Source organism: Spirosoma knui, assembly GCF_054780635.1.
In genome coordinates this window covers 823918-849292 of sequence record NZ_BAAGVY010000002.1, presented here as the reverse complement: position 1 = coordinate 849292, position 25375 = coordinate 823918, and the positions used below count along the sequence as shown (strand labels likewise).

Below are 25375 nucleotides of genomic sequence, written 5' to 3'. Positions count from 1 at the left end.
CAATGAACGAATTAACTCTCATCAAAGGCCGGGAAATGGTCACCGTATTTATTGAAGGTTTGAAGGCGGCAGGCTACCAGACGCTTGTGCATCCCTTATCTACCGATGCGACCAGAGCCGTGTTAGTCGATGGTACCTTGGTGTTGTCTCCGGCAATGGCCTAGTTACTGGAAGAACGCGACGAGGCATTTCTGGATAGTCTGGAGATCGAAATAATTTGGAGTCATCCGCCAAAACCTATTGAATGGTAAACCCCACAGCCCGGCCACCAGACGCCAGGCTGTGGGGTTTACCATTAAGTAATTCTACACATATATTTTGATGGCTACTTGCAGACTACTCTACTGGTAGAGTAGCTTTACAGGTGATTCAACTTCTTAACACTCAATCCAATTCTATTCGTATGAAACACCTGTTTACCTTTCTTCTCCTGCTAACCTGCTCAGTTAAATACTTATCTACGGCTCACGGCCAAAATCAACTCCCTATCCGTAGAGCGGACGGATCAAAAACGGTTATACCAAGTTCAACGAAACCCGACCCTGTCCAGCGAAGCCAGGTAAAACCAGCTCATAGCGTCGTCACTCAGTCGGCTAAGGGAGCACGTGTCGCTGCATCGAATTCAGAAACCTTTAATTATTCTGGCCAAATCGTTACCTGGACGGTGCCCACTGGCGTAACCTCCCTGACTATTGAAGCCCGGGGGGCCGAAGGAGCTGGCGGGAGCTTATACGAACCGGGCAAAGGAGCTATTATCACCGGTACGGTTTCCGTCACACCCGGTCAACAGCTTCGCATCCTGGTTGGAGAGGGACCTTCATCAATAGATAGGCCGGGAGCTGGGGGTGGTGGCTCGTTTGTCGTTACTGGTACTAATCCGGTCCAACCGCTGGTCATTGCCGGTGGGGGTGGTGGGGGTAGTGGGCCTAGTAACAATGCTCAGATTTTTGATGTGGTAAGCAAACAGGGGCAGGCGGGCACTAATGGGGGAGACGGTTCTGGCGGAGGTGGTGGGACTAACGGCAGCGGTGGCACCATTGATAATGAGGGAGGGGGAGCAGGGGGCGGTCTATACACCAACGGGGGAGACGGGTACTTTGCAAATGGAGGGGGGAAAGCCTTTGTTAACGGAGGGCAGGGTGGTTATGGTGGTATTGGTGGGTTTGGGGGAGGAGGCACATCCTATGGTTACTATGGGGCGGTAATTGCCGGTGGCGGAGGAGGATATTCTGGAGGGGGTGGCGGTAAGTTTACCGAAACCGTTGGCTATGGGGTGGGTGGCGGTGGTGGCTCGTTCAACATAGACCCCAATGGCACAGCTAAGACCGGAGCCCAGAACGGCAATGCAGGCAATGGTCTGGTCATCATCTCCTACGAATCGGCCTGCTCTAGCTTTGCTGCTACCCTCAATAGCAACAGCCCGCTGAACTGCGAGCGGACCAGTGTTCGACTCAGCGTGCCCTCGGCGGGTAACAACGCCACCTATGTCTTCAGTGGCCCCTTCCCCATCAGTCAGCCTACGGGTACCAGCAGCCGAACGGCCACCGTCACCAATCCTGGTGAGTATACAGTTCTGGTCACCAACGCTCAGGGCTGTACAGCCACGGCTACGACCCTGGTAGAGGCTAACACCGATCCGCCCCGCAACCTGAGCCTAAGTGTGAGCAACGTAATCACCTGCGCTCAGCCAACGGCGGTGCTGAATGCGTCTGCGAACAACAATCCCGGCTTTGTCATCACTGGGCCGGGTGGTCAGAGCTATTCGGCTAACACGGCCACCGTTAGTCAGCCCGGCGAGTACACCCTGACGGCCACCCGCAACAACGGCTGTAGTGCCACCAGGACAGTCACCGTAGAGACCAACACCACCCCTCCCCAGAACGTGAGCTTAACCAATAATGGTCCGTTGAGCTGTTCTCAAACCAGTGTCAATCTGAGCGCATCCAGCTCCACGACTGGAGTGGCGTATGGCATCACTGGACCGGAGGGTTTTAGCGCCAGTGGGGGTATGACGAGTGTCAACCGCCCCGGCACCTACACCCTGACGGCAACCGGCGCCAATGGGTGTACGGCCGTCCAGACCACTACGGTAGAAAGTAATACGATAACCCCCAGCGTCAGTCTGACTAACTCAGGCCCTTTGTCGTTTACCAATGCAAGCGTTACCTTAACGGCCACAGCTACGCCGGGTGATAACCTTAGCTACTCCTTTAGCTCAAACGCTGCTCAGCAGGGCAGCTCCAACCAGGCCCAGGTCACTACGGCGGGTGTCTACTCGGTGACGGTAACCCGGCAAGACAACGGCTGTTCAACCATAGCATCTACGACGGTGTTAGGTGGCAACAACCCCACCGTCTGCCGGGGAGGAACAGCGGTGATCAGCGTAGCGGTCGAGGGTGACCCAGTCAAGTATGAGTGGTACAAGAACACGCTGACCAGCCCCAAGCTCATGGAGACACCCCAACTCTTCCGAGGCACCGCTACGTCGAGTCTGACGCTGATCAACGCCCAAACCAACACCCAAGGCAACTTCTATCTGAAAGTCACCGACCGCTCCGGCACAGTTAGAGTTTACGGCCCTTACCGACTAACGGTAGACGCCAGTTGCCGGGCCAGAGAGATCGCTAGTCTGGAAACACCTTTGCAAGTAGAGCTGGCACCCAACCCCATCCAGCAGGACCGACTGCGGGCTGTAATTCGTGGTGCTGAGGGGCGTCCGTTGCAAGTTGAACTGGTTGATCTAAGTGGTAAGCCAGTCCGTCAGCACCACTGGCAGCAGGCCGACGGCCAGCATTTAATTGACTGGGATATGCAGGAACAGGCCAGTGGGTTGTACCTGTTACAGGTCGTCAGTGAAGGCAGTGCAGGTCTACCGACTCAGCGGCAGAGTGTTAAAGTTGTCAAGCCGTAAATACTCTGATTAACCTAAGCCGCATACCTTTGTCGGCTAAACAATGTTTCATTAAGCAGACTGAAGAAAAGCCCGGCCGCTATGCAGCCGGGCTTTTTTGTGTTCCCACCAAAACCCGTGACCCCTCTCTTTTAAAATGGGGTCAAAATTACCTCATCCAAACCCTACCACCCTTAAGGCTCACTACCCAAAATCCTAGAAAAGACCAGCAACAACCAAGTTTGGCGGGGTATGCCTGTAGTGAGCCAGAGTTTCAACTTAACACTGTTTAACACTATGTAGCAGTGCGTTACAAAACTCCAGCTGACCTTTGAGGGGTCAAACCAAACCAGCTTTTTTCATGAAAACACGCATTATCGCAGTTGCCAGCTTTATAGCCGCCTTGCTCACAACTCACCCAATTATCGCACAGACGGCCGCTGCTACATGGTCTGGCCAGATTACGTACGAAGGCGTTCACAAAATCGACCCGGCAAGTCTGAAATTCCTCGACAGTAATGGCGAGTTGATGAAACCCGGCGATCCCAATTTCCCAACTGACATTCCCGACGCGCGTATGTCTGAGCAGAAGGTACTGGTGAACGGTACGAACGCGAAAGTACTGCGCGAGGGGGAAGTCGTAGGACCAGGGAGTCAAAGCCAGGTTGGGCGTTTGATTGTCGAGCAGACGTTTGTCGACCTGAAGACCCTGAAAAAAGTAACGATCCTCACGGTCGGTAAAGATCCGGATGCTAAAACGTATCAGGCCGAATCACAAATTCAGCGTGTACAGGGCTGGCAGCTAACCGACCAGACCAGAAAGATTGCCGGGTACACCTGCCGTAAAGCTCTCGTCCCCTTTCAGAAGGAAACCTTCGCCGTCTGGTTCACCACCGAACTGCCCATCACCTACTCGCCCATTGAAGCGCTCACGCCCGACACCGGCACGGTCCTGCTGATTGAGGGTAGCAAAGTGCAGTTCAAAGCCACCAAAGTGGCTAAAACCGCGCCTAATCCGTCGTTGGCAGCCAAACCCAAAGTACAGGCGCAAAGCGTTACGCCGGAGCAATTAGTCGATCTACGCCAGAAAGCCATCGCCGATCTCATGCAAAAGTACGGCCACCCAGGAAACGGGGGTTAACCCTGTTTACCACTATATAGCAGTCTTTTTGAAAGCGCTGCCAGAAGTTTGTCCCATCAATTTCAATCAATTATCCTTATGAAAACGCACCCCATTTTAGTACTCCTTCTCTCACTGCTCGCAGCAGTCAGTCATCCAACGCTGGCCCAAACATCAGGGCAAATTAATTACGAAGTTGTCCGGAAGATTGACCCGAACAGTATGCGCATCATCATTAATGGCGAGCAGGTGAAACCGGGCGACCCGAACTTCCCGAGTGATATACCCGACACGCGTACCTTTGGGCAGAAGGTAGTTTTTACGAAGCAGTACGCCAAAGAAAGCCGTGATGAGCAGAACGCAGTCGTGCGCACATTCGTGGGTGGACCGGGCGGAGGTGGCGCACCACAGGTTACGAATATGGGACGCCCCTACGAAGAGGACGTATTTGTTGACCTCGCCAATCAAAAAACCATTATGCTGCTGACCGTCGGCAAGGGTGACGAAGCCAAATCGTACCGCGCCGAAGCCCCAATCAATCATACGGCAGGCTGGCAGTTAACCGACCAAACCAAGAAAATTGCCGGCTACACCTGCCGCAAAGCTACGGTGCCTTTCCAGAAAGAAACGTATACAGTCTGGTTCACCACTGAACTGCCCATCACCTACTCGCCCATCCGTGAACTGACACCAGAGACCGGAGCCGTGCTCCTGGTCGAAAGCAGCCGGGAGCAGTTTCGGGCGACGAAAGTGAATCTGTCAGGCGTCAGTGATAAAGACGTTCAGCCAGCCCGTAAAGCCGAGACGGTTTCGCCCGAAAAAATTGCCGACCTGCGGGAAAAGGCCAGAGCCGACTTCCGCCAGCAACTGATGATGGGTGAGCGAAACTGATTACACCCCGCATGAAAACCTTCCCTCTTGTTATCTTCCTACTGCTCAGTTGGACGGTCGGCCTTGCCCAAAAAAGCAAGGGCAAGGCCGAAATTCAGGGCGTAGCTATTGATTCGGTAAGCAGCAAGCCGTTACGTATGGCGTCGGTCTCGTTGCTGACGGCGCGGGATTCAGGCTATGTTGATGCGACGACCACGGATGGCGACGGCCGGTTTAGCTTTCGCAACGTAGCGGCTGGCAACTACCGGCTTCTTATCACCTTTCTGGGATATGGAAATGCGTCACGTTACGTAACGGTACCTGCTGATGCGCCAATCGTCGATGCCGGAACCATCCGCATGAACGAGCAGGCCAGCATGCTCAACGAGGTAGTCGTCAAGCAGGAACGCGCGCCCATCGACGTCAAAGGCGATACGTTGGAGTTCAACGCTAATTCGTTCAAGACGCAGCCCAACGCGCAGGTGGAAGAGCTTTTGCGGAAGCTGCCCGGTGTAGAGGTCGCTAGGGATGGCACTATCAAAGCGCAGGGCCAGGCAGTTAATCGTGTACTCGTAGATGGAAAACCGTTTTTTGGCAACGACCCCAAAATGGCGACCCGTAACCTGCCCGCCGACATCATTGATAAAGTACAGCTGTATGATCAATCGTCGGATCAATCGCAGTTCTCGGGTATTGACGACGGCAACCGCGAACGTACCATCAACCTGACCATCAAACGGGATAAACGGAAAGGATATTTCGGACAGAACTCGATTGGTGCCGGAACCCAGCAACGGTATCAGGGGCGGCTAAACCTGAACCGCTTTAACAACGGCCGACAAATTTCCTTGATTAGTCAGGCCAATAACCTCAACCAGCAGAACTTTACACTAGGTGATGGGAGCGCACCCGGACAAGGTGGTTCGGGGGGACCCGTTTTTGTCGGTGGACCGGGTAATACGGGGCCGGGAGGCAATCAGACGCCTACGAACATTATCGAGACAAAAGCGGCTGGTCTGAATTATCGGGATAAAGTAGGCAAACGGGCGGAGCTTGCGACCAGCTATTTCTGGAATCAGGCCATCACGACTACAGACCAGCAAAGTCGTCGCGAGAACATCCTGCCGGACCGGTCCTTCAACACCGATCAAAGCAACTATTCGCAGAACCGCCAGCATTCGCACCGATTCAACGCCCGACTCGACTGGCAGCTCGACTCGTTAACCAGCCTTCGGCTTACGCCCACCCTCTCGTGGCAGACCACCGGGTTCAACAGCCGAACTGACAGCCGTTCGTATCTATCCAATGGGGTATTGCTGAACACCGGGCAAACGCAGTACGGCTCAACGGGCGATGGCTTCAACGGGTACAACAACTTGCTGCTCATGCGGAAATTCAGGCGCGAAGGACGAAGCTTCTCCGCTAACCTGAATTCGGTTCTGGTGAATGGAGAGACCAACGCGTTAAACCAGTCGTTGAACACCTTTTTCGACTCGACGGGTGCCAATTCAACAAACACCTTCCGGCTCAACCAACGAAATCTCCAGAGTAGCTATTCGTTTCAAAATACGTTAACGCTGTCGTATACGGAACCCCTATCGTTGACCCGGAAATTAGAATTTCGCTATGCGTACGGAAGCATTCAGAACCGGGCCGAACGCGACGCCAGCGATGCGAACGAAATAACGGGTCTGTATGACCGGCCCAACCTGAGCCTGAGTAATCGCTTTGCCAACTCGTTCAGTACGCATCGGGCGGGCGCAACTGTGCAAACCCGTCGACTGCGCTATACGTACGCCCTCGGAGTTGAGGTGCAGCAGGCCGAACTTCGCGCAGACAACCGTTCGGCAGACACTAGCCGAACGAGCCGGTACCTGAACGTACTGCCCAACGCCCTGTTCAGCTATACGTTCTCGGGAAATCGCAGCCTGCGCATTCAGTACCGAACCCGCATCACGCCCCCCTCGGTGACGCAGTTACAACCCGTTGTCGACAATACAAATCCGCTGAACATTCGCCTGGGCAACCCGTCGCTACAGCCAGAATATTACAATACCGTTACGTTGACGGTCAATGGATCACGAAATATGGGAACGCGGAGTTTGTTTTTGTTTGCCAGCCTGAACCAGAGCAACAACCGCATCAGCACAGCCACTACGGTCAACAGTGCCGGTGCGCAAACGACTCAGCCGATAAATGCGGGTGGGTTCTGGTCGGCCAATGGTTTTCTATCGCTAAGTCGAACGTTCCAGCCGATCCGACATAGCCTCAATCTCACCACAAACGGCGGCCTTACCCGTGGCCTTAGCTTTGTCAACGACCAGACGAACGAATCCCGAACCGTTACGCTTGGGCAGGGTTTGCGAATACAATCGACTTACAACGGCAAGTTTGACTATGGCATCAGCGGCAACATCAGCTACCAGACAGCTACCTACTCGCTGCTTCCCCGGCAGAATACCGCCTTCTGGTCGCAGTATGCCACCGCCGATCTATACTGGGAATTACCGTTCCGTTTCGTTCTCACGAGCGACGTAACGTACACGGCAACCTCGGGCCGGTCGGCGGGATACAATCAGCGATTCACGCTTTGGAACGTAGCGCTGGCAAAACAATTCCTGAAAGGTAAGCAAGGCGAGGTACGCGTGCAGGTATTTGATCTACTGAACCAGAATCGCAGCCTGGTCCGCAATACAGCCGACTCGTACGTAGAGGATATACAAAGCCGTGTCCTGAAGCGCTACTTCATGGTCAGTCTGGTGTACAACCTCCGCCGGTTTGGCAGCTAACAACCGGTTTCTTTGAACAATCAGAGATTCACATTTAACACGGTTCATAATTAATTACGATACTTCACATTCAACTTACTAGTTAAGCATCGGCTAAAATCGGTTTCTCGGCTAACTTTTCCGGGTACATACGGTTAAGAAGTAGTGCACTTAAATCACTCGACGAACCATGGAAAATCAGGAACAAAAAAAGATAGCCATCTTACTGACAGAGGGTTTTGAGCAAGTTGAAATGACCGAACCCCGCAAAGCGCTCGAAGCAGAAGGATTTCTAACCGATTTGATTACGCCCGAAGGTGGCGACGTAAAGGCGTGGAACGAAACCGATTGGGGTGATACGTTCAAAGCCCATAAAGCACTCAATGAGGCAACGCCCGGTGATTACGACGCCCTGCTCCTGCCCGGCGGAGTTATGAATCCAGACAAATTGCGCATGAACAGCGACGCGGTATCGTTCGTGAGCGCTTTTTTCGAGGCTGAAAAACCGGTAGCGGCCATCTGCCACGCGCCCATGATGTTGATTGAAGCAGCGGTGGTTGACGGCAAGAAAGTAACCTCTTACCCTTCACTCCAGACCGACCTACGTAACGCGGGAGCCGAATGGGTAGATGAAGAAGTGGTTGTTGACGGCAACCTGGTTACCAGCCGTACGCCGGACGATATTCCGGCGTTTAACCAGGAGCTAATCAAGATCATTAAGGAAGGCATTCACGTCGGCCAGCAGGTCTAACAATCCTTAGCCGACTCCGGGTTATTTTTATTTTGACAGGAGTATAAAACTAAGACCTCCTTTTCCAGCCACGCATCACATCATGCAACGCCAGGAAGGAGGTCTTTTTCGTCAATTTGTAACCCATTTACGCGCTTTGCCGACTCAGATTCGTCTGCGCGATCAACAGCCCCGCCAGAACGCCGATGGTATAACAAAGCAAATCGCTCCAGACAAAGCTGAACCCAAGTACCAGCCCACCCAGCCGAGTCGCCCGCAGACTGTCTATCCAGGGGGCATGGTAGAGTTGACTAGCTTCAATGCCAAACGAGAAAAGCAGCGCGGCCACGGCTACCCGTCGAATCGGCAACTGATTCCAGACGCAGGCGATACCGAGAAACACCATCAGCGCCCAGAGTACATCGCCGACGTACGATCGTACAAACGGTACGTCGCCCCAGAAATGCCGGGACGCCAACCCCGCCAGCAGGACTAGCATGGTAAGCACTACGTAATTCAGCCGGTTGCGACGCATGATTTATTTCACCGCGTTCCAAACTTCAAGTGGCCGGTCGGTAGACATGATGTCGGCTCCGTTTTGGGCGAATGTCTTATACACCTGATCGCCCTTGGCCACGGCTTGCTTGTCCAGGTTGCCAAGTGTACCAAGAATACAGGCGATGCCTTTTTCATGCAAAAATTGATACAAGTCTTTTTCGGGTTCTTTCACCCCCACGAACGCCACCATCCGATTGTCGGGGACGCCTAACTCCCGTAGTCGATCGTATTCAGCCCGGTTGCGAATCGTAACCGAAATCATCAGATTCGGATCCAGTTGGTGGAGCTTAGCCGCATCCTGCGCGTTATACGTAATCACGGCCGCAATAGCGCCCGTGCCGGTTTTGTGAATCATATCCACCACCTTCGCGAATGATACGTTCCGTTTTACATCAAGGGTGAACGTAACCCTGTTTTTTCCCCACCGAAGTACCTCTTCGAGCGTCGGTATTTTATAGGGCGTCACATTGCCCAGGTTGTCTTCCAGCCGGTATTGGGCAAGCTCAGCGTAGGTTTTGTCGATCAGTTTACCCGTGCCGGTAGTCGTGCGGTCGAGCGTAGCGTCGTGCATCATCACCATCACACTGTCTTTGGTCAGGTCAATGTCGCACTCAATAATAATAGGTTGCGCTGAGCTGCCTATTCGCTTAGCCAGATAGTCGAACGACTCGATGCAGTTTTCAGGATAGCCTTTCAGATCGCCCCCACCCCGGTGAGCACTGATTCTGGCCGTCTGATTCGGCTTATACGAAAAATAATCATAGGCTTTGTCCGACGTGTTCTTTGAGCCGATTTTAGGCGAGCAGGCTCCTATTGATACGAGTACAAAACTAATTAGAATGCGGTTTTTCATACTGCAAAGGTAGGTCAACTCTGTATGCCGCCGAAATAAGTCCGTATATCGCTTTATGAAGTTTTAGTTTAGCACAACATAGTTACCCTCATCGTTCAAATCGACCAATTGAAAATAAATCAAGTAAACAGTTGCAAAAATAAACCGATCGGTCTAAATTTACAACATCATGTCAAAGTCAGAGCGAACCCGTCAGTTTATCATTGAAAAAGCGGCCCCCATTTTCAATCGGAAGGGAATGGCCGGTACGTCCATCAGTGATATTATGGAAGCCACTAAACTGGCTAAAGGGGGTGTTTACGGCAACTTTGAGAATAAAGATGAGATATGCCTTGAGGTATTCAACTATCTGTTGAAGAGGCTATCCACCGAAATTGATGGCTATGCCAGCGAAGAGGTTACCGCCAAGGGAAAATTATTTGCTTTATTGGACTATTACCGTGATAATCTGCTCCGTAGCGATTTTGGCGGTTGCCCTATCCTGAACTTTGGCGTGGAAGCTGATGACACAAATCCAGTGATTAAACAGCGTGTCAATCAGTCGATCAAAGCGATGCAGTCAAGAATATCGAACTTAATCATCCAGGGAATCGCGAACGGAGAATTTAACGACACGTTCGATGCTGAACTGTTTGCTATAAAGATGTTTACCATGTTAGAAGGCGCTATATTAATTGGCCGGATTCAGAACAGCAACCACCAGATGAGCTTGCTTGTGGACCTTCTCAAAACAGAAATTAACCAGTATTCACGTTAATTTTTTTACCCAATTACAGACCGATCGGTCTTTTTTTTTTAAACAAATCAATTTCACAACTATGAACACAACGAATAACACAGTCCTGATCACCGGTGGTGGATCGGGCATTGGATTAGCCATTGCCAACGTACTGGCCAAACAGGGAAACCGCATTATCATCACTGGTCGTAATGCCGAAAAGCTTCATACGGCCGCTGCTTCTTTACCCAACACAACCCCCATCGTTTCGGACGTTACGAATGCCGATGATGTTGACCGGTTAGTCGAGCAAATCAAACGTGATTTTGGTGGAATCGACATTCTGGTAAACAACGCTGGCACCGCTTATGCGTATCAGCTTTCGGCAACGGCGGATGCCTATGGTAAAGCCAAACAGGAAATGGAGGTTAACTACCTCTCGATCATTAGGCTTACCGAAAAATTTCTTCCTCTATTGGCCGAGCGACAAGAAGCCGCGATAGTCAATATTTCTTCGGTTGCCGCTTACGTACCTGTTCAGTTTATTGCTACGTATAGCGCGACTAAAGCCGCTCTTCACGCCTATACCCAATCGTTGCGGTTAACCCTGGAACAAACTACGCCTACGATTAAAGTTTTTGAAGTATTCCCTCCATTCGTGGCTACCGACATGACCAGTGCCTTAACCATTCCTATGCTGCCAACCTCTGTAGTAGCCGAAGATCTCTTAGAGGGTTTAGCTACGAATCAATACGAGATTCAGAATGGCGATACGAAGCATATGTATAAGCACTATCTCAGCTCGCCAGAAGCTGCTGTTCGAGCTTATAATGCGGCTGCCTAGTACGTTATTCGGTGTTTGCTGACGCGTATTCCCGGCACGGAGGGATACGTGTCAGCTTTTTTTCTGCAAGTCATATGTAAACGGAACAAGAACGAAAGCCATAAGCATTTCGTTATTTTACGAAATGACGATTAACTAACCCGATGCGCGACGTTTTCAAAGCTTTATCCAACGATGTCCGGCTGAAGATTTTAGAATGGTTGAAAGACCCGGACCTTCATTTTTCGGCCTTGGAAAAACAGCATGTCCATGAAGTTGGCATTTGCGTCGGCGCGATTCAAAAAAAGGCAGGTTTATCACCGTCAACGGCATCGACGCATTTGTCTATTCTGCAACGCGCCGGTTTGGTTGATGCGACCCGCCTTGGTCAATGGACTTATTATAAACGCAACGAAGCGGCCATTCGCGCATTAGCTCAACAGATAACGACTTCGCTATGATTCAGTTATCTGTCTCTCATTACGACTTTCGTTCAAATGCATCTCTGAAGCACCCAGATGCAAAAACCGTTTAAACAGATGATTCCCTTTTCAATTTTAGACCTCTCTCCCATTGTATCGGGAAGCTCAGCTTCGCAGGCCCTACGAAACTCCCTGGATCTTGCCCAACATGCCGAGCAGTGGGGGTATAACCGGTACTGGCTCGCTGAGCATCATAATATGCCGGGCATTGCCAGTGCTGCTACGTCGGTCGTTATTGGCTACGTGGCGGGAGGCACGAAAACCATTCGGGTAGGCTCTGGCGGCATTATGCTGCCGAATCACGCCCCACTGGTGATTGCCGAGCAGTTTGGTACGTTGGAATCCCTTTATCCGGGTCGTATTGACTTAGGTTTAGGCCGCGCCCCTGGTTCAGATCAGGCGACATCTCACGCCCTACGACGGGATGCGAACGTACATGATACGTTTCCGCACGATGTTGTGGAGTTACAGCAGTATTTCCAGCCCGACGATACGAATCAGTTTGTGCACGCCGTTCCTGGCGAAGGATTGAACGTCCCGATCTGGATCTTGGGATCTAGTCTGTACGGTGCCCAATTGGCAGCTATGCTGGGATTACCGTATGCCTTTGCTTCCCATTTTGCGCCGGGCGAATTGATGCGGGCCCTGCAAATTTACCGGACACGATTTAAGCCATCAGCTCAGTTAGCCGAACCCTATGCTATGGTAGCGGTTAACGTAGTAGCCGCGGATACGGATCAGGAAGCCGAACGTTTGTTTACCTCTGTGCAACAGCAGTTTCTGCACATCCGACGCGGTAAGTCGGTACAGATGCAGCCTCCCGTCGATGACTTAACCGCCGTTTGGCCGGACTATGAATTAGCCGGCATTGGGCAAGTCCTGGGCTGCTCAGCCGTGGGGTCACCCAAAACGGTGCAGCGCCAATTGGCCAGCCTCATTGCCCAAACGCAAGCCGATGAACTGATTCTAACCGCTCCCATCTACGACCATAAAGCGCGAGTCCATTCGATCGAGATTGCCGCACAGGTTCGCACAGCCCTGGCAAATCAGGAGGCAGTGGCCGAAGTGTAGATAGGAAAACGTATTGTTTCTAAAACTAGTAAGGCCACACCGCGCGATGTGGCCTTACTAGTTTTAGAAACAATACGTTTTCCTATTAACAAACAATTGAAACCGATGGAGTAATCTTTGAAGGGTTTATCACAGTCCAGATCGCAATCTGTGTGTCAACCAAATAAGCGCCTTCCATCACATATATTCGTTCAAATCATCTAGTGGGGCGTTGAAATCGTCAGGTATGCTATACTTACCTTTCAGACTTCCTAAACGTACGCCTTTCTTCGAATCAGATACGGATTCATCAAGAAACAATACCACAACTTTTGTCCGACGATTAGTTGGTGGCTGCTCAGTCAGCGTTAATTGACCGTTTTCGTAAATTCCATCTACAGCGGTATACATTGCCTTTTCGTCTATTCAACAAACTTACCTGATTCTCGTCAGTTTAAACGACTACGTTAACGATACGCTTCGGCACGACGACTACCTTTTTAGGCGCTTTACCTTCCAGCCATTTCTGAACAATTTCATCAGCTAATACTTCTTTCTCGATTTCCGTGGGTGCGCGGTCGATGGCAAAGCTAATAGTCGTACGTACTTTACCGTTGATCTGGATTGGGTACTCGAACGCGTCTTCAACTAGATAAGCCGGGTTGAATTTGGGAAATGATGCTTTTGAAACCGTGCCCGGCTCATTACCCAACGCGGCCCAAAGTTCTTCCGTGACATGCGGTGCGTACGGCGACAAGATCAAAACCAAATCCTGCAAGATGGCCCGTTTGTGGCAGTTCAGGCTCGTCAGCTCGTTCACGCATACCATGAAGGCCGATACCGATGTATTGAACGAATACGCTTCAATATCGCTCTCGGCTTTCTGGATGGCCCGATGTAGCACCTTCAACTCGGCAGGTGTTGGTTGCTCATCGGTTACAATCCAATGGCTTATTCCATCGGCATTGTCTTTATAAAACAACCGCCAGAACTTGCGAATAAAGCGGTACACGCCGTCGATGCCGTTGGTGTTCCAAGGTTTAGCTTGCTCAAGCGGACCCAAGAACATTTCGTATAGCCGCAGTACGTCAGCGCCATATTTCTCAGCCACGTCGTCTGGATTCTCAACGTTTGAGTACCGTTTCGACATTTTTTCAACCAGAAAGTCGCAAATGAATTCGCCGTTTTTACCAAGTAGAAAATATGCGTTCTCCATCAAATCAGGGCGCAATTCTCTTAACTTTTTTAAGTCAAGTACGTCGTTACTTACCGCTTGAATAGGCACTCTGATTGGTTCACTTACCAAAATATTGTCATGATTATCAACCAATTTATTAAAGACCCTTCCAGCAATAGCTTGTTCGACTTTTTCTGCAATATCAAATCCGAACTGTTCACGAGTAGCATTAACTAAAGCCTCATAACCATCCTTGTTAGCTAATTGTAATATATCATGACTGATGCACAGTTGCCCTACGACGGTAGATGATTCTTCATTAGCATTTTCTATCATTCCCTTATAAAATGATATTCTTCGATAAATGCTTGACCGTCCCTGAATCATGCCCTGGTTGATGAGCTTTTTGAACGGCTCCTCCTGCGGTACGTAGCCCCGGTCTTTCAGGAACTTGTTCCAGAAGCGGCTATATAACAGGTGACCCGTAGCGTGCTCCGTTCCGCCAATGTATAGGTCGACGTTCTGCCAATAGTTAATGGCCGCTTTCGACGCAAATTCACCGGTGTTGTGCGGGTCCATATACCGATACCAGTACCACGACGAACCAGCCCAGCCGGGCATAGTGCTTAGCTCATAGTCGTACTCGCCCTGATATTTCCAACCTTCGGCCCGGCCCAGTGGCGGCTCGCCGGTTTCAGTTGGCAGGTATTTGTCGACCGATGGCAACCCCAACGGCAAGTCCTTCTCATCAATCAGATAAGGTAGCGCCCGGCCGTTGCCGCCATCTTTAAAATAGACCGGTACGGGTTCGCCCCAGTAGCGCTGGCGGCTGAATACCGCATCACGCATCCGGTAGTTTACTTTACCCTTACCTAGTCCGCGCTCTTCCAGCCAGGCAATCAACGTAGCCGTTGCTTCCTGGTAGGTCATGCCGTTGATGATACCGGAGTTAATGTAATGCCCTTCTTTCGTGTTATCAGCCTGCTTGTCAATATCTTTCTGGGTATCCAGAATCGGAACAATCGGTAGGTTAAAATACGTAGCGAACGTCCAGTCACGCTGATCGCCCGACGGTACAGCCATGACCGCACCCGTGCCGTAACCGGCCAAGACGTAATCAGCTAACCAGATCGGCACCGGCTCACCGCTAAACGGATTCACGCAGTAACTTCCCGTAAATACGCCCGAAACGACCTTGGTTTCGGCCATACGGTCGCGCTCGGAACTAAGTTTAGCCGCGTTCACATACGCGTCGACAGCGGTACGCTGCTCGGGCGTAGTTAGTTGATCGACCAGTTCGTGTTCCGGAGCCAGCACCATGAACGTAACGCCATAAATAGTATCTACCCGCGTTGTAAAGACTTCAATGAACTGGTTTTCATTCACCGCTAGCGGAAACTTAACCGACGCGCCCACGGATTTACCAATCCAGTTACGTTGCTGTTCTTTGATCGATTCAGTCCAGTCTATGGTGTCCAGACCCGTCAGCAAACGATCAGCATAGGCCGTAATGCGCATCATCCACTGGCGCATCTTTTTCTGCTCAACAGGGTACCCGCCCCGCTCTGATACGCCGTCTTTGACCTCGTCATTGGCCAGTACGGTCCCTAACGCCGGACACCAGTTCACCACCGCATCAGCCAGGAAGGTTAACCGGTACTTTAAGGTAATCTCGTACGACTCCTGCTTCGACATGGCGTTCCACTCGGCAGCGGTGAACGTCGGCGCGTCTTCGTCGCACACGGCGTTGACATCCGTCGTACCATTGGTAGCGAATTTGTGCAATAACGTTTCGATGGGTTCGGCACGATCAGTGTCTTTGTTGTACCACGAGCGGAACAGCTCCATGAAAATCCACTGCGTCCACTTGTAATACGATGGATCGGACGTGCGGACCTCCCGGCTCCAGTCGTAGCTAAAGCCGATGTTTTTCAACTGCTCGATATAGCGGGTCAGGTTCTGTTCGGTCGTAACGGCCGGGTGCTGCCCCGTCTGAATGGCGTACTGTTCGGCGGGCAGACCGAACGAGTCGAAGCCCATCGGATGCAATACGTTGTAGCCTTTCAGCCGCTTGTAACGCGCAACGATATCCGACGCGATGTATCCCAGCGGGTGCCCGACGTGCAGGCCCGCTCCCGACGGATACGGAAACATATCGAGGACGTAGTATTTCGGCTTTTCGGAGTGATTCTCGGTGCGATAGGTCTGGTTTTCGTCCCAAAACCGTTGCCATTTCTGTTCGGTTTCGCGATGGTTATAATCGGCCATAATAGTATGGCGGCTGGAAAGCCGCTTAATCCGTATCTGAATGCGGCTTTCCAGCCGCGTTACGTGTTTTCTTGCAAAAATAGCCGTTTACCAAGACTTTTGCTTATTCAGGCTTCGCAGAAGACCCGCTAATACGGAATGAAGGTAACCCACCACGTCTCTCTAACCTCAGCTTCCAACACCGCCCGATCCGTTTTTGGGTTTAATTCCTGGTTCTGGCCATTGCTGTTAGGCATTCTGACAGCCGCGTTGAGTAGTTGGTTTATCGGCGACTTTCGACACCCACTTTCCGATGGCAAGGATACGGATGTGTATGAGTACGTGGGCTATTTTTTTGGTAAGAACCTGTCGCTTTTTCCTGTCCCGCATTTAGACCTGATTAATAATCAGACGTTTTATCCGTACGGGACGAATCAGGTTTTTCTGGACTGGGGCTTCGAGCGCGACTACTGGTATGCCACCTGTTATGCGCTGTTCAATGGTGCTGGCCCCTATCTTCAATTTTATTACGTCTTTAGTCTGATTGTTACCGCGGTCGGCTCGTTCTTATTGCTGCAACCTCGCTTTGGTGTGGCTAAAGCATTCCTTGTTGGGCTGATTGTATCGGTATTTAATTTCTACGCCATCTACAAATTCCCGGTCCACATGAACGTATGCACGGCGCACTGGACTACGCTGTGCATACTTGCTACGTATCGGCTCTTATTCGATTTAATCAGGAACAAGACAATCTCTCTGGCGTACGTACTGTTGTGGATGTGGCTGCACGTGCAGGTGCTCAGTCAGGAGTTAGCGTACGTAGCGGGCTTTGCGTTAACAGTTACAACGATTACGGCACCGTTTCTCCTATTTACTCTGTTCACTTCAAAGCCGCTTTCCTGGAAGAGCATCCAGTCTTACGTAGTCACAGAATACCATAAACAGCCGTATACAATCTGGGTTTTGGGTTTATTGCTTGTCTTAAGTATCTACCTGTACCTGCCTTTAACCCTACAGATCGCGTTCACGGCCTGGCAGTTTGATTTCGAGGCTGTACCTGAATTACGCGCCTGGTCGCACCCCCTTCGGCTTTTTATACCGTACTTACCTTCTGTCGATACGTTTGCAGTGCCCGGCTATCAACGCTGGCTACTCGATACGTATGAGAGTTACGGGCAAGGTAGTCCTGGCTTATACCTGACTATTCTGGCGGGTGTTGGCCTTTGGCAAACGCGCCAACGTATAACCCTATGGTTGCCCATTGTGCTGACGCTGGCGCTGTGCCTGTTGTATCACCCAACGGCGCTGCCGACGCTCAAATTATTTCCCTGGTTCAGCTTTAATCGGCACGGTGGTCGTGCCAGCCTGATCTATCCAGTCTTATTCTGTTTACTGGCGTTACCAATTCGCTGGCCAGCGACCCGGACCGGATGGACGGTGGCTTGCTTACTCAGTCTTTTGATGCTTTCCGAATGGACGCATGCGTTTCGTTTGCGGGTCAGTCTACCAGTCAATGTTGCGTCGGAAAGCCTTATGAACTACTGCGCTCTGGTTAAGCAACAGCCCGGTGTCGCCGTGCTCGACTGGCCGTTTTGCACGGTGGGTGCTGACGGCGTTGGCGCGCAGGAAGGGCTGTGCCCGTACTACGAGCGACAGAATTCCGTGTTTACGTATCGTCGCTTTCACGATAAGCACGTAGTCGGTCAGTATTTCGGTCGACTGCACCCTAATCAGATTCAACCGTTTTTGCGCGATGGCTGGCCACGACTCCTGGCACCGGGGCGGGTATTCACGAATCAAGACTGGCGATTCCTGGACAGGTTTCTCGCGAAAAATAACTTCGCTGGCATCAATCTATATACCGACCTGCTGACGCCCCAACAAGTCGCTGGCTTTCACACGCGTTATGGACTACCAATTGCTAAAACGAGCTTTCCGGAAGCCGGACGAGTGGAGTTTATATCGTTGAAAAATGGCATTAAAAAGTAGTGCATTCAGGACACCATATTTCGTTCATTTGCGTTATTTCTTCACAATAACTACCTGACTTCCAACAACGCATGAATTAATCTGTACGTTACTTATTTTTCGATTCTCCCCTGTTTTCGTACACATTCATGCAACGTTTCTTCACCCTGGCGACGCTCATTAACGTGGCTCTTTTAGGGTTAGGTATGCTTAGTTGTCATTCTGATCAGGATGTGCAACCGGCCAGTATCTCCCCCGATTGTCTGGTTAAAGCATCGGCCAACAACGGCCAGACTATAGCCGGTTCCTATATCGTTACGTATCAACCTACCCAGGCGCTACCGACGGCCCCAAACGCCCGGTCTAGCGCTGCCCAGACAGCCGTTGACCAGCTGCTAACCCGCCATCATATCGCCAACAAGCAGGCAACTTTATTAGCATCTGGTGAGCAGGCAAGTTTTCTGGCTCAACTGACCGACGAAGAATCGATGCAGCTCCGGCAAGATCCGGCCGTTGCCATGGTTGAGCCGGACCGCATTATGTCGATCTGCAATTGCGTTGATGTGACGGTGTCTTCAACCATTACGTGGAATATTCAACAAACGGGCTACGGCCGGGGCGACTTGCAAACCGATAAAACAGTCTGGATTATCGATACGGGCATTGACCTCGACCATCCTGATCTGAACGTCGATACGCAACGTAGTAAATCGTTTGTGAGTGGCCAAACGTCGGCCGATGACGAGAATGGGCACGGCACCCACGTAGCGGGCATCATAGGTGCTAAGAACAATACGGTCGGCATCACGGGTGTTGCGTCGGGGGCTCGACTAGTCGCCTTAAAAGTGCTGGACGACGAAGGCGAAGGACGCCTGTCGGGCATTATACAGGCCGTTAATTACGTGTCTAAGAATGGCAAAGCGGGTGATGTCGTCAACATGAGTTTAGGCGGTGAAGGTACATCGGCTACCCTCGACCGAGCCATTACGCAAGCGGCCAACGCCGGTATTTTATTCGCGATTGCGTCGGGTAATGAGGGCAAGAACGCCGATGAGTACTCGCCCGCCCGGGTCAATCACCAGAACGTATTTACCGTATCGGCCATGGACCGCGCGAATAAGTTTGCGTCGTTTTCTAACTACGGCAGCAGCGTTGATGTCTGCGCCTACGGCGTTCGCATCACCTCTACGTACAAAGACGGCAAATACGCTATCCTGAGCGGTACATCAATGGCCACACCGCACGTAGCGGGTTTGCTGCTCATTCGTGGCAACAAGCTTCCAACGCGTGGTTTTGTGCAGGGCGACCCTGACGGTAAGGCCGATCCAATGGCTGGGGAGTAGATTTAGCTTAGATCCGTATACAAAGGCGTCAGAACCAGGTTTTGACGCCTTTTTCATAGCACAGCCAGCATCATGCTTACTAACTTATTATTCTGCAAAATCCATAACTACCAAAACTTCATTTTGCATTTAATGACTTTATCTGATAGTTTACATGCTTAAGCACTTTTATTCATTATACACTTGCCTTCGTGTCAGACTCGGTCTTCATCCTGTTCGTTCTTTCGTTGAATGTTGTCATTTGCGAATGGCTAACCCGTAAGCCTGGCTTTAAACATATCGGAACTGCCCTTTTGGTCATTATTTTGACCGCCATCGAGGCTAATCTGCGGATTATACCCACCACTGACACGCTGGTTTATGATGGCATATTCAGTTATGTCGCTCCATTCGCGCTTTTCCTGCTCCTATTGAGTGTCAATCTAAAGGACCTCAAACAGGCTGGTTTGCCTATGCTTAGCATGTATCTGATTGGTTCCGCAAGCGTTGTTATCGGTGTTTTCACGGGTGTCTGGTTGTTTTCAGCGTCTACTACTGTTGGTTACCACTATTACGCACTGGCGGGTATGTTTACGGGGACCTACATTGGTGGCAGTATCAACTTTCATGCTGTTGCCCTGCATTATGGTGTTTCGAAGGCGGGCAATCTATTTGTTGCGGCAACGGCTGCCGACAACATTATGACAGCACTTTGGATGGCGGCCACCATCGTGTTACCCAAATTCTTTCAGCAACGGTATCCGCGCCATTTGTTAAAAACAGCCCCCGCCGGTTCTTCTGTGGTCGACGATTCCTTTTCGGACGCCGAGACAATGAATCCCAATGATCTGGGCTTACTGCTTGGCTTGGGGTTTGGCTCAATCTTCCTGGCTAAACAGATTTCTGCGGCTTTTCCCACTCTTCCTTTTGTGTTGGTCTTAACGTCCCTTGCGTTAATTCTGGCGCAATTTCGAAGGGTTAATAAGCTGCGTGGAGCAAGGCTACTAGGTCTGTTTGGTGTTTACGTATTCCTAGCTGTCATTGGCGCTTACTGCGACGTAGCGGCATTGATTAGTGATGGTCAACTAGCCATTGTCTTATTTGGCATGATTTTTCTACTGGTGTCTATTCATGCTGTACTCTTGTTTGGGATTGGCGCTTTATTCAAGCAAGACTGGGACATTCTGAGCATTGCGTCCCAGGCAAATATTGGAGGGGCTACTTCAGCTTCAGCACTCGCTAAAAGTCTGAATCGTCCTGACCTTCAACTACCGGGCGTGCTTGTTGGCACGTTGGGCAATGCAATCGGAACTTACCTGGGCATTCTAGTAGCCGAAATACTTCGAGCGGGCTAAGTACTTTACGCGGACTCTTGTGAGTTGGTTTCTTAATTCCTTACCTTTGCAGCAACTCCTTCATCTAACAACGCGGCACAGCTAAGTGCCGTTTTTCATAAAGGAATTAATCTATTTATTCTATAGAATACAAGCATTATGAATAATCAGGAGGAAACCGATTTAGATGCGACGGGTGATTCTACGATGGTCACAGCACCCGTTATCAATCTAAATGGCCTGAAAATTAGCCTCCAGGGTGACCCCGAGCGTGCTTCGGAGCAAGCTGATGCCTTACGTGCTGCGTTTCCTGATGCCAAAATCAGTACGCCAAATTCGGCCCCTAATCCGCTGCTGCGTCGACGTAATCGAACGGAGATTGCCATCTACGTCTTTTCGGCTTTGTCTCTGATGATTGTTGGTCATCTGCTCTTCAGTTACTTCACCTTAGACCGGCTGACGCTAATGGCCGGAGCGATTGACCTGACGCCCGATATTTTTTACTTCCTGATGGCCGGCTTCGTTGCCCAGATGATCGACGGTGCCCTGGGAATGGCGTATGGGGTTACCGCCACAACGTTTCTGACCAGCGTAGGCATCAGTCCGGTATTCGCTACGGCCAGCGTGCACAGTTCAGAGATCTTTACGAGTGGCGTATCGGGCTATATGCACCTGAAATTCGGCAACATCAACAGCCGCCTGTTCAAAGCCGTCCTGATTCCGGGGGTTATTGGCGCTGCATTGGGCGCATTTCTAATCACCAAACTAGCCGACCTAGAAGTCGTCGCCGATTACCTGTCACCGGCTATCTCGGTGTATACGGCTATTCTTGGTATTCTGATTATCCAGAAAGCCCTCACCAAACGGATCAAGAAAAAGCCGGTGAAGCGCATTGGCCTGTTAGCCTGGTTCGGCGGCTTTGTCGACGCCATTGGTGGAGGGGGCTGGGGGCCTATCGTTAACTCAACGCTGATTGCTGCAGGTCGGCATCCGCGCTATACGATCGGTTCGGTAAACCTGGCCGAGTTCTTTGTATCCTTTGCCTCTTCTGTAGTATTCGCCCTTTATGCTGGACTGGGCAACTACGGTATGGTTATTATTGGGTTGATTCTGGGCGGTATGATAGCGGCTCCGATCGCAGCCATGTTATCGCAACGCTTGCCCGTTAAAACCATGATGGTACTCGTCGGGATCGTGGTTATCCTCGTAAGTTTGCGGAAAATTATTATGTTCTTTTAGTCATTCACACTACGTCATTAACCCGTTCTTCAGTTTTTCGTAGCCGCAAGGCTACACCTTAAAGCAACGCAATGACCCAATGACAATCAACGACAACTGATTGATGAAAAAACAAACTAAAGCGATTCGTACACAGACAGCGAAGTCGCAAAATCGGGAGCACTCGGTTCCACTATACCTAACTTCCAGTTTCGCCTTTGAAAGTGCTGAACAAGGCAAAGCGCTCTTTGAAGAAACCGAAGCCGGTAACATCTATTCGCGCTTCTCCAACCCCAACGTAACGGAGTTTGTCGACAAGGTTTGCATGCTCGAAAATGCGGAAGAAGGAATCGCCACCGGAACCGGTATGGCCGCCGTGTTTGTCAGCATGGGGGGTTTGTTAAAATCGGGCGATCACCTGGTAGCTTGCCGCGCCCTTTTCGGGTCTGCTCACCAGATCATCACGCAGATTCTGAGCAAGTGGGGCATCACCCACACCTATGTGGATGCGACGGCTACTGAAGCGGAATGGGAAGCGGCTATGCAGCCCAATACACGCATGGTTTACCTGGAGACCCCTTCAAACCCCGGTCTCGAACTGGTTGACCTGGAAATGCTGGCTCGCCTGAAAGCTAAGTACGGCTTCATCCTGAACGTCGATAACTGCTTTGCTACGCCAATTCTGCAAACACCCATTGATTTAGGTGCCGACCTTTCTGTACATTCCGCTACGAAGTTCATGGATGGTCAGGGTCGTGTATTAGGGGGTATTGTCGTGGGGCGTGCCGATTTGATTCAGCCGATTCGATTCTTTGCTCGCCATACTGGCCCCTCCTTGTCACCTTTCAATGCCTGGGTACTGTCGAAAAGTCTGGAGACGCTAGACCTACGCATGGAGCGCCACTGCCGGAATGCATTACAACTGGCCGAAGCGCTGGAAGCGCATAGCGATGTTGATCGTGTCTTGTATCCGTTCCTGTCTTCGCACCCACAGTACGAATTGGCTAAACGGCAGATGAGCGCGGGTGGAGCGGTTGTTACGATCGAACTAGCCGGGGGCTTTGAACGGGTAAAAGCTTTTTTCGACGCCCTGCAAATCCCGACCCTCTCCTCAAACCTGGGTGATTCACGGACGATTGTTACGAATCCGAACACGACCACGCACGCGAAACTGAAGCCTGAAGAGAAAGCAGCCCTGGGAATTACGCCGGGACTGATCCGGATATCAGTAGGTTTAGAGGCTATTGATGATTTAATAGAAGATTTTACCCAAGCCGTTGAAAAGTCGGCGGAGGTCGTCAAAGAAAACGTCCACTAATGGGTTAGTCCGAAACTCTAACCGATTGTTAATCATGCGTATTACTCTCCTGCTAGTGATGGCTCTCATAAGCTACGTCACCTCGGCTCAAACATCTAAAAAACCGCTACGGGTTGGCGTAGTCGGTTTAGTACATACGCATGTACATGGCATTTTTTCGAAAGCGTATCGTCAGCAGAATCAGACCGACATCGAGATTGTCGGCATTGCCGAGCCGAACCGACAACTGGCCGAACGGTACGCCAAACAGTACGGGTTTCCAATCAGCCTGGTTTACCCGAGTATTGCCGAAATGCTCGAAAAGACCAAGCCTGAAGCGGTTACTGACTTTGGCCGGATTGTCGATCACCTGCAAACGGTAAAAATCTGTGCTCCGCTGGGCGTTCACGTCATGGTTGAAAAGCCACTGGCAGTGAGCCTCGATCACGCGAAGCAAATGCAGGCGCTGGCCCAGAAGCATAAGATTCAGCTACTGACGAATTACGAAACAACCTGGTACAGCAGCAACCACAAAGCCTACGCGCTCGTCAATACCGACAAGGCTATTGGTGACCTGCGCAAGATCGTTGTCCACGACGGTCACCAGGGTCCAAAAGAAATCGGCGTAACCAGCGAGTTTCTGGATTGGCTAACCGACCCGGTTACCAACGGCGCGGGCGCTTTGTTCGACTTCGGCTGTTACGGAGCCAATCTGTCGACCTGGCTCATGCATAATCAGCGGCCAATGTCCGTATTTGCCGTTACGCAGCAGATCAAACCCGACATCTATCCTAAGGTAGACGATGAAGCCACGATTATCCTGACGTATCCGAAAACGCAAACCATCATTCAGGCGTCGTGGAACTGGCCGTTCGCCCGGAAAGATATGGAAGTGTATGGCCAAACTGGTTACGTTCTTACGCTCGACGGTACGCGAATGCGGGTCCGGTTGAAAGATGAAAAAGCGGAACGACCCACCGAAGCGGCCAAGGCGGATGCGCCTGCTACTGACCCGTTTGCGTATCTGGCGCAATTGCTGCACGGTGAAACTAAATCCGACGAATTGACGTCCTTAGAGAACAACATGATCGTCATGGAAATCCTGGATGCTGCCCGTCAGTCAGCAAAAAGTGGCCGACCCGTGGCGTTGAAGTGACTATATTTTTTGAAAACAGACAGGTATAAAACCTGACACCAACTATGATTGCCGAACCAACTCCCACCCTCGCGTCGCTGACGGAGCAACTACGTGGCAAGAGCAACGTAGAGGCCTTGCGGACATTGGCCGAACTCTTCCCTGGTGAGGTTGTCTTTTCAACCAGTTTAGGGTACGAAGATCAGGTCATCACCGATCTCATTCTGGCAAACGACATTCCGATCAAGATCTTCACGCTGGACACGGGTCGCATGTTTTCGGAGACCTACTCCGTCTGGAAGAAAACGAACGACCGGTACGCTACCAAGATCGAAACGTATTTTCCGAAGCAGGAGATGGTCGAAAGCCTGATGACGGGTAAGGGACCATACAGCATGTATGAGTCGATTGAAAATCGGAAGGAGTGCTGCTTTATTCGTAAGGTGGAACCTCTGAATCGGGCGCTGGCCGGGCAAAAAGTATGGATTACCGGTATCCGTTCTGAACAGTCAACCAATCGGCAAACCATGACTCAGCTTGAATGGGATGACTCGCACAATCTGTTCAAGTTCCACCCGCTGTTGAGCTGGTCTTTCGACGAGGTTAAGCAATACATCAAAGATCACCACGTACCGTACAACCCTCTTCACGATCGGGGCTTTGTCAGTATAGGTTGTCAGCCTTGCACACGTGCCATCCAAGAGGGCGAAGACTTCCGCGCTGGTCGCTGGTGGTGGGAAGACAATTCGAAGAAGGAATGCGGACTACACACGCACGAAGAGGCATTTAAACCGTAAAGAAAAGAGAGTAAAGCT

Annotated in this window: 20 protein-coding genes; 17 read left to right on the top strand and 3 right to left on the bottom strand. The window is 51.1% G+C overall.

The window, feature by feature from the left end:
- Window positions 1-2 precede the first annotated feature (2 nt).
- From ACYVIY_RS08300 to ACYVIY_RS08275, 6 genes are all read left to right on the top strand, one after another.
- A complete protein-coding gene (locus ACYVIY_RS08300; protein WP_460975838.1) occupies window positions 3-164 on the top strand; it encodes a hypothetical protein in 162 nt (53 codons plus the stop codon).
- Window positions 165-403: 239 nt separating this feature from the next.
- Complete coding sequence (locus ACYVIY_RS08295; RefSeq protein ID WP_460975837.1) at window positions 404-2911, top strand: T9SS type A sorting domain-containing protein; 2508 nt, start codon at window positions 404-406, stop codon at window positions 2909-2911.
- A gap of 340 nt (window positions 2912-3251) precedes the next feature.
- Entirely contained in the window at window positions 3252-4031 is a 780-nt protein-coding gene (locus ACYVIY_RS08290; RefSeq protein ID WP_460975836.1) for a GLPGLI family protein, read from the top strand.
- A gap of 78 nt (window positions 4032-4109) precedes the next feature.
- Complete coding sequence (locus ACYVIY_RS08285; RefSeq protein ID WP_460975835.1) at window positions 4110-4901, top strand: GLPGLI family protein; 792 nt, start codon at window positions 4110-4112, stop codon at window positions 4899-4901.
- Window positions 4902-4912: 11 nt separating this feature from the next.
- Window positions 4913-7669, top strand: a complete 2757-nt coding sequence (locus tag ACYVIY_RS08280) for a TonB-dependent receptor (protein ID WP_460975834.1) — start codon at window positions 4913-4915, stop codon at window positions 7667-7669.
- A gap of 169 nt (window positions 7670-7838) precedes the next feature.
- Window positions 7839-8399: a type 1 glutamine amidotransferase domain-containing protein gene (locus tag ACYVIY_RS08275; protein WP_460975833.1), complete on the top strand. Its 561-nt coding sequence runs from the start codon at window positions 7839-7841 to the stop codon at window positions 8397-8399.
- Window positions 8400-8526: 127 nt separating this feature from the next.
- On the opposite strand, the gene ACYVIY_RS08270 is transcribed toward ACYVIY_RS08275, so the two are convergent.
- Together ACYVIY_RS08270 and ACYVIY_RS08265 are read right to left on the bottom strand one after the other, a co-directional pair.
- Window positions 8527-8913 carry a ribosomal maturation YjgA family protein gene (locus tag ACYVIY_RS08270; protein ID WP_460975832.1) on the bottom strand — a complete coding sequence of 129 codons (387 nt, stop codon included), beginning with the start codon at window positions 8911-8913 and terminating at the stop codon, window positions 8527-8529.
- 3 nt (window positions 8914-8916) lie between these two features.
- Window positions 8917-9789 (bottom strand): glycerophosphodiester phosphodiesterase family protein, encoded by an 873-nt coding sequence (locus ACYVIY_RS08265; RefSeq protein WP_460975831.1) that lies wholly within the window; start codon window positions 9787-9789, stop codon window positions 8917-8919.
- Window positions 9790-9958: 169 nt separating this feature from the next.
- Between ACYVIY_RS08265 and ACYVIY_RS08260 the strand changes: the two genes are divergently transcribed.
- The 4 genes from ACYVIY_RS08260 to ACYVIY_RS08245 all read left to right on the top strand — a co-directional run bounded on the left by ACYVIY_RS08260 (window position 9959) and on the right by ACYVIY_RS08245 (window position 12883).
- Window positions 9959-10546 (top strand): TetR/AcrR family transcriptional regulator, encoded by a 588-nt coding sequence (locus tag ACYVIY_RS08260; RefSeq protein WP_460975830.1) that lies wholly within the window; start codon window positions 9959-9961, stop codon window positions 10544-10546.
- A 61-nt stretch (window positions 10547-10607) separates the two neighbouring features.
- Window positions 10608-11351 carry an SDR family oxidoreductase gene (locus tag ACYVIY_RS08255; protein ID WP_460975829.1) on the top strand — a complete coding sequence of 248 codons (744 nt, stop codon included), beginning with the start codon at window positions 10608-10610 and terminating at the stop codon, window positions 11349-11351.
- A gap of 143 nt (window positions 11352-11494) precedes the next feature.
- Window positions 11495-11791 (top strand): ArsR/SmtB family transcription factor, encoded by a 297-nt coding sequence (locus tag ACYVIY_RS08250; protein ID WP_460975828.1) that lies wholly within the window; start codon window positions 11495-11497, stop codon window positions 11789-11791.
- Between the two features lie 78 nt (window positions 11792-11869).
- Window positions 11870-12883, top strand: a complete 1014-nt coding sequence (locus tag ACYVIY_RS08245; protein WP_460975827.1) for an LLM class flavin-dependent oxidoreductase — start codon at window positions 11870-11872, stop codon at window positions 12881-12883.
- 433 nt (window positions 12884-13316) lie between these two features.
- Here ACYVIY_RS08245 and ACYVIY_RS08240 read toward each other — a convergent pair whose 3' ends face one another.
- The gene (locus ACYVIY_RS08240) at window positions 13317-16307 is read right to left on the bottom strand and encodes a leucine--tRNA ligase (protein ID WP_460975826.1); all 2991 of its coding nucleotides are present in this window, start codon (window positions 16305-16307) and stop codon (window positions 13317-13319) included.
- A 138-nt stretch (window positions 16308-16445) separates the two neighbouring features.
- Here ACYVIY_RS08240 and ACYVIY_RS08235 point away from each other — a divergent pair, with 138 nt between their 5' ends.
- The 7 genes from ACYVIY_RS08235 (at window position 16446) to ACYVIY_RS08205 (ending at window position 25357) form a co-directional block, all read left to right on the top strand.
- Complete coding sequence (locus ACYVIY_RS08235) at window positions 16446-18275, top strand: hypothetical protein (RefSeq protein WP_460975825.1); 1830 nt, start codon at window positions 16446-16448, stop codon at window positions 18273-18275.
- A 128-nt stretch (window positions 18276-18403) separates the two neighbouring features.
- A complete protein-coding gene (locus ACYVIY_RS08230) occupies window positions 18404-19597 on the top strand; it encodes a S8 family peptidase (protein WP_460975824.1) in 1194 nt (397 codons plus the stop codon).
- A 191-nt stretch (window positions 19598-19788) separates the two neighbouring features.
- Complete coding sequence (locus tag ACYVIY_RS08225; RefSeq protein WP_460975823.1) at window positions 19789-20931, top strand: DUF819 family protein; 1143 nt, start codon at window positions 19789-19791, stop codon at window positions 20929-20931.
- Between the two features lie 186 nt (window positions 20932-21117).
- Window positions 21118-22149, top strand: coding sequence for a sulfite exporter TauE/SafE family protein (locus tag ACYVIY_RS08220; protein WP_460975925.1), 1032 nt, complete (start codon window positions 21118-21120; stop codon window positions 22147-22149).
- A 103-nt stretch (window positions 22150-22252) separates the two neighbouring features.
- Window positions 22253-23446, top strand: coding sequence for a trans-sulfuration enzyme family protein (locus ACYVIY_RS08215; RefSeq protein ID WP_460975822.1), 1194 nt, complete (start codon window positions 22253-22255; stop codon window positions 23444-23446).
- A 34-nt stretch (window positions 23447-23480) separates the two neighbouring features.
- The gene (locus tag ACYVIY_RS08210) at window positions 23481-24581 is read left to right on the top strand and encodes a Gfo/Idh/MocA family protein (protein WP_460975821.1); all 1101 of its coding nucleotides are present in this window, start codon (window positions 23481-23483) and stop codon (window positions 24579-24581) included.
- A 44-nt stretch (window positions 24582-24625) separates the two neighbouring features.
- Entirely contained in the window at window positions 24626-25357 is a 732-nt protein-coding gene (locus ACYVIY_RS08205; RefSeq protein WP_460975820.1) for a phosphoadenylyl-sulfate reductase, read from the top strand.
- The last annotated feature ends 18 nt before the right edge of the window (window positions 25358-25375 follow it).

Coding starts and splice junctions, on each gene's coding strand:
- ACYVIY_RS08215 (WP_460975822.1), top strand. CDS start 22,253: ATGAAAAAACAAACTAAAGCGATTCGTACACAGACAGCGAAGTCGCAA.
- ACYVIY_RS08240 (WP_460975826.1), bottom strand. CDS start 16,307: ATGGCCGATTATAACCATCGCGAAACCGAACAGAAATGGCAACGGTTT.
- ACYVIY_RS08275 (WP_460975833.1), top strand. CDS start 7,839: ATGGAAAATCAGGAACAAAAAAAGATAGCCATCTTACTGACAGAGGGT.
- ACYVIY_RS08235 (WP_460975825.1), top strand. CDS start 16,446: ATGAAGGTAACCCACCACGTCTCTCTAACCTCAGCTTCCAACACCGCC.
- ACYVIY_RS08260 (WP_460975830.1), top strand. CDS start 9,959: ATGTCAAAGTCAGAGCGAACCCGTCAGTTTATCATTGAAAAAGCGGCC.
- ACYVIY_RS08230 (WP_460975824.1), top strand. CDS start 18,404: ATGCAACGTTTCTTCACCCTGGCGACGCTCATTAACGTGGCTCTTTTA.
- ACYVIY_RS08255 (WP_460975829.1), top strand. CDS start 10,608: ATGAACACAACGAATAACACAGTCCTGATCACCGGTGGTGGATCGGGC.
- ACYVIY_RS08295 (WP_460975837.1), top strand. CDS start 404: ATGAAACACCTGTTTACCTTTCTTCTCCTGCTAACCTGCTCAGTTAAA.
- ACYVIY_RS08265 (WP_460975831.1), bottom strand. CDS start 9,789: ATGAAAAACCGCATTCTAATTAGTTTTGTACTCGTATCAATAGGAGCC.
- ACYVIY_RS08290 (WP_460975836.1), top strand. CDS start 3,252: ATGAAAACACGCATTATCGCAGTTGCCAGCTTTATAGCCGCCTTGCTC.
- ACYVIY_RS08220 (WP_460975925.1), top strand. CDS start 21,118: ATGGTCACAGCACCCGTTATCAATCTAAATGGCCTGAAAATTAGCCTC.
- ACYVIY_RS08270 (WP_460975832.1), bottom strand. CDS start 8,913: ATGCGTCGCAACCGGCTGAATTACGTAGTGCTTACCATGCTAGTCCTG.
- ACYVIY_RS08205 (WP_460975820.1), top strand. CDS start 24,626: ATGATTGCCGAACCAACTCCCACCCTCGCGTCGCTGACGGAGCAACTA.
- ACYVIY_RS08285 (WP_460975835.1), top strand. CDS start 4,110: ATGAAAACGCACCCCATTTTAGTACTCCTTCTCTCACTGCTCGCAGCA.
- ACYVIY_RS08280 (WP_460975834.1), top strand. CDS start 4,913: ATGAAAACCTTCCCTCTTGTTATCTTCCTACTGCTCAGTTGGACGGTC.
- ACYVIY_RS08250 (WP_460975828.1), top strand. CDS start 11,495: ATGCGCGACGTTTTCAAAGCTTTATCCAACGATGTCCGGCTGAAGATT.
- ACYVIY_RS08245 (WP_460975827.1), top strand. CDS start 11,870: ATGATTCCCTTTTCAATTTTAGACCTCTCTCCCATTGTATCGGGAAGC.
- ACYVIY_RS08210 (WP_460975821.1), top strand. CDS start 23,481: ATGCGTATTACTCTCCTGCTAGTGATGGCTCTCATAAGCTACGTCACC.
- ACYVIY_RS08300 (WP_460975838.1), top strand. CDS start 3: ATGAACGAATTAACTCTCATCAAAGGCCGGGAAATGGTCACCGTATTT.